This window comes from uncultured Kiloniella sp., assembly GCF_937128705.1.
GTDB lineage: Bacteria > Pseudomonadota > Alphaproteobacteria > Kiloniellales > Kiloniellaceae > Kiloniella.
Window position 1 is genome coordinate 1 of sequence record NZ_CAKZMP010000303.1, and the last position, 7,260, is coordinate 7,260.

7 protein-coding genes are annotated in these 7,260 nt (G+C 46.6%); 3 read left to right on the forward strand and 4 right to left on the reverse strand.

Going from position 1 to position 7,260, the window contains the following annotated elements; translation table 11 throughout:
* On the reverse strand, nt 1-491 hold a 491-nt coding region (locus Q0241_RS15125; protein ID WP_299378945.1), incomplete at its 3' end, for a trimethylamine methyltransferase family protein.
* Nucleotides 492-593: 102 nt separating this feature from the next.
* Here Q0241_RS15125 and Q0241_RS15130 point away from each other — a divergent pair.
* Both Q0241_RS15130 and Q0241_RS15135 read left to right on the forward strand, forming a co-directional pair.
* Nucleotides 594-1,517 (forward strand): LysR substrate-binding domain-containing protein, encoded by a 924-nt coding sequence (locus Q0241_RS15130; RefSeq protein WP_299378947.1) that lies wholly within the window; start codon nt 594-596, stop codon nt 1,515-1,517.
* A 34-nt stretch (nt 1,518-1,551) separates the two neighbouring features.
* Nucleotides 1,552-2,010: a methylglyoxal synthase gene (locus tag Q0241_RS15135; RefSeq protein WP_299378949.1), complete on the forward strand. Its 459-nt coding sequence runs from the start codon at nt 1,552-1,554 to the stop codon at nt 2,008-2,010.
* A gap of 80 nt (nt 2,011-2,090) precedes the next feature.
* Here Q0241_RS15135 and Q0241_RS15140 read toward each other — a convergent pair whose 3' ends face one another.
* The 3 genes from Q0241_RS15140 to Q0241_RS15150 all read right to left on the reverse strand — a co-directional run bounded on the left by Q0241_RS15140 (nt 2,091) and on the right by Q0241_RS15150 (nt 6,687).
* Entirely contained in the window at nt 2,091-3,584 is a 1,494-nt protein-coding gene (locus Q0241_RS15140) for an alkaline phosphatase D family protein (RefSeq protein ID WP_299378950.1), read from the reverse strand.
* A gap of 93 nt (nt 3,585-3,677) precedes the next feature.
* Entirely contained in the window at nt 3,678-5,474 is a 1,797-nt protein-coding gene (locus Q0241_RS15145) for a methyl-accepting chemotaxis protein (protein ID WP_299378952.1), read from the reverse strand.
* Between the two features lie 136 nt (nt 5,475-5,610).
* Nucleotides 5,611-6,687 carry a P1 family peptidase gene (locus Q0241_RS15150; RefSeq protein WP_299378954.1) on the reverse strand — a complete coding sequence of 359 codons (1,077 nt, stop codon included), beginning with the start codon at nt 6,685-6,687 and terminating at the stop codon, nt 5,611-5,613.
* Nucleotides 6,688-6,922: 235 nt separating this feature from the next.
* Here Q0241_RS15150 and Q0241_RS15155 point away from each other — a divergent pair.
* Nucleotides 6,923-7,260: YHS domain-containing (seleno)protein (locus tag Q0241_RS15155; protein WP_299378956.1), on the forward strand; the 338-nt coding region annotated here is incomplete at its 3' end.

Genomic DNA, 7,260 nt, shown 5'->3' on the forward strand with positions numbered 1-7,260 from the left:
AGAGTTCCATAACGCCGCCCCTTATCCATATCCATCACAAAAGGCGAGCCATAAGCCGGGGCAAAAACCATGGCATTACCACCGATCTCAACAGATTGCGCCGGGTTTCTTGCATGCTGGGTAAAGCGTTCGGGTGCGGTCTTGAGAAGTTCTCGAATCATGCCGGGTTCGAATTTGATATTCCAGGCTTCCGCGGAAATATCTGTAACCTGCCCGCCAGCTTTTCGAAATAGTTCCACAGTCTCAGGGTCTTCACGGAACTCAATACCTATCTCTGCCAGAATGGTATCAGCAGCTTTCTCAATCTTGATCAGGTTTTCTTCGTCAAGAAGATCATAGGTTGGAATGTTACGTTTTATAAAAGGAGTCTGCAGGTGTAAATTTTGTCCTGCCCCATCCATACGACTTGCTTGTCTCGCTGCACGACCACGATTTCGGGCTCTTCCCACCCGATGCTCATTACTATCGACACGATCAACTGACTGTCCCATTGCCTTACTTTCTTCCGAGAATAATAGGAATAGGCATATGCTATACTTATGCAATATAGTTGTGACTGGCTAAAAATCTTATTCTCAGGCTAAGTTTAATTTATGCGAAAATTAAAATCACTTATCCAATCCCCAGCATCCCTCTTCTCCTTTGAAGCGGCGGGCAGACATTTATCCTTCGCCCGGGCCGCAGAAGAGCTCAATGTTAGTCAGGCCGCCATAAGTTATGCGATCAAACAGCTTGAAAGTGCATTGAATGTACAACTCTTTTACCGAGGGCATCGGTCCGTTGAACTGACAAATGTGGGTAAACGCTTTCATAATGATGTCACCATGGGCCTTGGCCATATACACCGTTCTGCCGAAGAACTCTCTCGCTCGGATACCGAGGGCAGCATAACACTTTCTTGCTCTACAGCCTTTGCCAACTATTGGATCGTGCCAAGGTTGGGGACGCTCCGAACTAAGAACCCAGAGATTGATCTCCGATTGCAAACAACCGACAAGGATATAGATCCTGCAGTTGAAGGGATTCCACTGGGTATACGGCGCGGTATAGGCAACTGGCCCGGTCACGATGCCATTCAGATTGCCAGTGAAGAAGTCTATCCGGTTGCCAGCCCCCGATATCTTGCCGAGAACGGTCGCCCAAAAGACGCCATTGAGCTTTCAAAACGACGACTTATCTATCTGGAAGAACCTTACCGGGATCGGCCAAACTGGCATAACTGGTTTCAAGCCAAAGGTTTGGTCTGGAAAGATTACGGCGAAGGATTACGCCTGAACGATTATGCCCTTGTTATCCAAGCTGCGTTGGCCGGCGGTGGTGTTGCCCTTGGCTGGTGGCATCTGGTCGATCATTTGGTTGAACATGGTCTTTTGGTAAAGCTGGATGACAAACCAGTCCATTTTGGTGGGGATTTTTGGGTTTTATGGCCAAACCACAAACCATTAAGCCCCCAGGCAGAGCGTGTACGAGATTGGCTGATATCGTCACAAAATTCCTTGGACAATGGCCTCTATTAACGCGATATTATGCCCACCTAACAAGGAGATAATAATGTCCAGCAGTTCTGCTAACAGTCCCAAACGTACGATTGCAATGGTTGCCCATGACCGCATGAAGCCTGTGCTTCTGGAATGGGCCGACGAAAATCAAGAACAACTAAAAGAGTTTCGCATTGTTGCCACCGGAACCACCGGCCGTCTGTTGACTGAAAACCTCCCCGAACATGACATAACCGCGTTCAAAAGCGGGCCGCTTGGTGGTGACCTACAAATTGGTGCACTTATTTCAAACGATGAACTGGACGCTCTGTTCTTTCTCGTCGACCCTATGACGCCCCAACCACACGACGTTGACGTCAAAGCCTTGATCAGAATCTCAACTCTCTATGAAACACCTGTGGCCTGTAACCGGACAACAGCAGATTTCATCCTTCGCGGTATTACGGAAAAAGGCTACCAGAAACGTCCCGCACACCCCATGATCGAAGAATACGTCACACGCATTGTGTAAGGCTGACAGTCTCCATAAGATTTATGAGCCGGAAATTTTCTGAGTCCGGATTTTCCTGAATAGGGAATTTCGGGCTGATATCACTCAATCGCATGGATTACCTTAGTAACAGGTGTATCCAGACCTTCGACATACCAATTTGCCCACAAGCGATTTTCCTTATCCGGCTCTAAACTCAGGAAATTTCGGGCGAGTATATATTTTTTCCGCTGGGTTGGTAATTCCATCATTCGCGCTGTAATACCCTGTTCAATCGGCTCGACTTCATTGCTCAATTGCGTTAACAACCACCCCATCAACTTGGGTGGAGAAGGATGAACAATCCCGGACGCTGTGAGCTGATTGATAACCTTTGATCGACCATGTGCAGGTGCGCCGCGTTCGCTTTCGATAACCCCCAGACAGGCGACATGAACATCGCCGGACAGAATAGTCACACGGCAGGATTTATCTGACATAAGCCCGAGTAATCTATGGATCATCCGCAAGCGTTCAGCCCGATGATTTGGGCTCTGCCAATGATCTCTTAAATCATCTTCAAGTTCCTGTTCACCGGGCAGCCATCCCATCAAGCTTTCTATAGATCCAAAGTCTGCGTGAACAACAGGCACTGGCGATACAAAAAGCAGATGCTTTGGTCCCCCTTCATTGACTGGCAGCAAATCGTCTAGATGATGCCAAATCAAATCCCAGCTTTCCCGGGAAAGCACTTGTTTTTGTGTTCTTTCCGTCCGCGTATCCAGTGATAAAACGAGATAATTCCCAACCCTTAGAGCTGTTGAAAACCCCTTGGTCGGTAAAGCAGACGGATGTTTTTCATCTTCTGATATCGAAAGCTGCTGCTGGAACAGAGCAAAATATTTCCGCGCTATGTTAAAAATTCCCTGATAGACCTCACACTCCTGATCTTCGGCGGCATAGGACCCCCAACCATCGAAGATGTCATGGTCATCCCACATCATGATCGTAGGGATAGAGGCAAGCGCCTCAGCCACAACGGGTTGTTTCCAGCGCTGGCAATAAAGGTCAAAATAAAAGCGATCGACCTGATCCCGCATCAGACTTGTAAACTTGCGTTCCCGTCGCTTGCTACGCGGTAGCTCAACCCACTTTTTAATCTCGGAACACCGTTCCCATATTTCATCTGCATAGACCTGATCCCCACCCATAATCATCAAATTATAAGGCATTACCCTGTGCTGGAAGAGCAAAGCCTTCCACATGGCATTTTTGTCATCCACTTTTTTGATTTCACTCGGGGCAGAAAAGCCATTACAGGAAAGGAAAGTCATTTGGGGATCAGTGTCCCGGGCCGGAACATTGAATATCCAAAAATCAAACCCAAGGAAATACTTCACCTCTACGGCTTCTTTTTCACGTGCCACACGGACATCAAATCGCGACGCAATAAAACCTTTGGTTTCATATAAAGTTGAACGAGAGATACATTCCCCTTTTTCCAACCTGAAGTTCAAGTCAGAGGTTGGTGTCTTTGACACAACCAATATAGATAGATCCCAAAAGTCCTCTTCCGTCGCTCTCAGATTCAAAATCGGTCCCAATTTGAGATCCATGATATCGCTCCCTAAATTTCATATTTATTTAGAGAGGATATATGACGGCGAGGAACCATTCTACATTAAGTTGAATTCATCATCTGCAAATCCCTAAACAGGCGATGACGCAGCATTTAAAATCAGCCTTAGATCATTTTGCATATGGCCCAACGCTGACTTAATCATATCAGATGTTTTCATCAACTTATCAGTTGCATCACCTGTGGTTCGCGACGCATCCCGCATGGCTGCTGTACTTCCAGAAACCTTGTTCGCATTTTCTACAGAATCTTTCACAAAACGGGCAATCCCGGTAGATGCATTTGACTGAGCTTCAAACAGCTGCACCAGACCGCGCATTGATTGATCTACCTGATTGATACGCCCTTCGATGGTGGTAATACCTTTCGCTGCCTGTTCAGATACATCCCGGATAGATTTCACCCTGACCGCAATGGCATCTGTCGCTTGAGAGGTTTCCGCAGACAGCTTTTTTACTTCTTCAGCAACAACAGCAAAACCAGCCCCGGCAACCCCGGCCCGGGAAGCTTCAATGGTTGCGTTCAAAGCCAGTAAATGCGTTTGACCAGCAATTTTCTGAATCATTTCAATAATTTCTTCCACCTGATTAGCCGTTTCGTACAGGTCTTCAACAGTGGAATGTGCCTCTTTGGTATCTTTCGTAGCCAAAGACGTCAGCTTAATCTGCTGATCAACGGCTTCTGACATTTCCGAGCTACAAGAGACAAGATTTTCAGAAAGTTCTCTGATTTCACCCGCCATTTTGGCATTGATATCTGCCAGCTCAATCGTCTCACCAGCCTGTTGGTTGGTATTAGTTGCAAAATTTTGTAGCTGATCAGACATGATCGCTAAATCATCCGCGTGCAAGGTAACGCTTTTCACACTGGAATTCATGCCACTTTCAAGCTGGGATGCCACAGTAACAAGTCTGTCTTCGACAGCTTTTTGATTGCGTAAACGTTCTCTCTCGTTTTCTTCCCGCAAGACAGCTGCTTCATCCCTTGCCTGCTGGAATCGCTCGACCCCACGGGCAAGAGAACCTATTTCATCAATACGACTTGCTTCCCGTAACTGAACATTTCCACCATCAGCAACTTCACGGGCTGCGGCCTGTAACCGGACCAATGATCGTGTCACCAGACTACGATTTACACCAAAGATTACACCAAGAATGAGTACAACAGCCATGCCGCCAAGGCTGATTGAAATCATAAGAGCCAGATCAGCAAAGGCCTTCACTTCCTCATCCTTTTCGCGAATAACATCAACATGTTGAAGGATCGCGATACGTTTTTGTTCTGCTTCTAGCGTCGCGTCAGCCAGTATACCTTTAAGAGACAAGACTTTTTGTCCTAAAGCATCATCACCAGAATTTTCCTGGGAAATCCTTGCCACTTCCCGCTCGATGTCTGCGAGAACAAGTTTATCAAAGCGAAATTCCTTTACCTTGTCCTGATATTTACTGCCCGCAAACACACCAAGAGATACCGAAGGTTTCCCCGACCCCTCATCCAGCACAAAAAAACCGTTTTTGGACAGGTCCCTGCGCTGGTTTCTTTTTTTATAGCGGGCCTTAATACCGTTCCGACCGTCATGAATGGTTACGCTAGCCCCTTGGGAAAGAGCCCAAGTCTCTATTTCTTTAGAGGCATTAACTTCAAGATCGGTTCCGATAGAAAGATAACGGGTTTGCAGATCAGTAATTTCTGCCCGTAACGTTTGATTCATTTCGCGTAAAAGTTGGGTCCGGGCTTCTTCTTTTTTCATCATGTTTTTCATCAGAAGCTCAAACCCGAAGAGTAGCCCAGCCATAAGAGGAACCAGCACTGTTATCAACGCGATAATCAGTTTGATATCAATTCGAGATTTAATAGCAGTAATCATAACACTCTCACAATGTAATCAAATAATGACTTTTTATCGTGAGAATCGATATCAATTAATGATGACAGTTTTACTGATTTTTGATGACCTTATTTCGATAAATATCCTTTTTAACCATACACTTAAGAATCAGATATTATCTTAACATATTTGCCACACGCTCTAATGGAAGCTCATGCACAACACGTCCTTTATACCCACATGTCGTTACCGCCATACAAAGTGAATTTACGATGGCTTCTTCCGTGGCTTCAACCACACCGTGGAAAAGAGGATTGATATCTTTTTCCGGCACAATTTTTAAGTGCTCATGCACGCCCTCTTCGCGCAGCTTCAGGATATTCCCCGTAGAGAAAGCAATCGCATAATCACCGCTTCCATTATGACCAAATCCACCTGTACGCCCCAATCCCAAGGTTGCCCGACGGGCTAGTCGGTCACACTGTTTCGATGACAGAGGCGCGTCAGTCGCAACAATAATGATAATTGATCCATCTTCTACATGAGGAACCCGTTTTCGATCTGGCACAGGTACTTCTTCCTCTGTAATCTGCGCCCCAACAGGAACGCCATTGATACGAAAATCTTTGCGGTCCCCATAATTGGCCTGTACCAACACGCCAACGGTATAGGTTTCCCCCAGAACATTCACCTGTCGAGAAGACGTTCCAATCCCCGCTTTGAAATCGTGGCAAACCATTCCTGTTCCACCGCCGACACAGCCCTCTTTCACCGGACCAGCCTGCGTATCCTTCATCGCCTGGGCGACATGCTCTGTCGTCAACGCAAAAGCATTGGGGTCACTCAACCAACCATCCCAAGTCTCCGCAACAATAGGATGCGTCCCACTATGCGTATCCTTGTCATCACAAAGTTGATTGATACCCCGATGAACAGCTCCCACGCCATAATAGGACGTCAAAAGAATTGGTGATGACAGTTGCCCGGCTTCTTCCAACCAACCGCGGCCCGTCATTTCACCATAGCCGTTAAAAACACTTGATCCGGCAAAGACACCATGATTCCAGAGTTTGTTTTTTCCCAATGGAAGAATTGCGGTAACACCTGTACGAAGCACCGATGGCGTATCTTCTTGTACTGTTGCGTGCCCAACCTCGATGCCCGGCACATCCGTGATTGCATTCCAAGGACCAACTGGCAATGCACCAACTTTTATCCCGAGTTCCCGAAGCCGTGTTCTTTTGGAAGTCATTCGAAATCTTTCTGCTCAATCCTAATCCGGGGACATTAAATCAAGTCTGGCCAGACTGTACAAAGACGAACCTGATTAAATTCTCTTTTCCCGTTAAACAACTCACCAAATAAACCAGCAAATAAAATCTCCGAGCTGCTGCCCACAGCTCAAAGGCCATGATCTCAACATAATGTGATATGCACTTTATCTTCTTGCTGCTTATCTTGTTAGGCAAAGATTAAAGGAGAGAAGAATGACCTACCCTCGCTCTATGAACAGACGCCACTTTATAAAGCTCGCAGCAATTGGAATTGCGAGTAGCTGGGCAACTGTCCCAACGACGTCATTCGCTGCACAAGACCCTGTTTACACCAGCTTTATTTCCTCCCTTGCTATCAATGGCTATGATCCCGTTGCTTACTTTAAATCTGGCAAACCAGTGGAAGGTTCCAAAGACCACACGACAGAATGGATGGGCGCGACATGGTATTTTTCGAGTAAGGAAAATCTGGAAAGCTTCGTTGCAACGCCCGAAGCCTTTGCGCCTCAGTATGGCGGTTATTGCGCATGGGCCGTGGCACAAGGAGATAC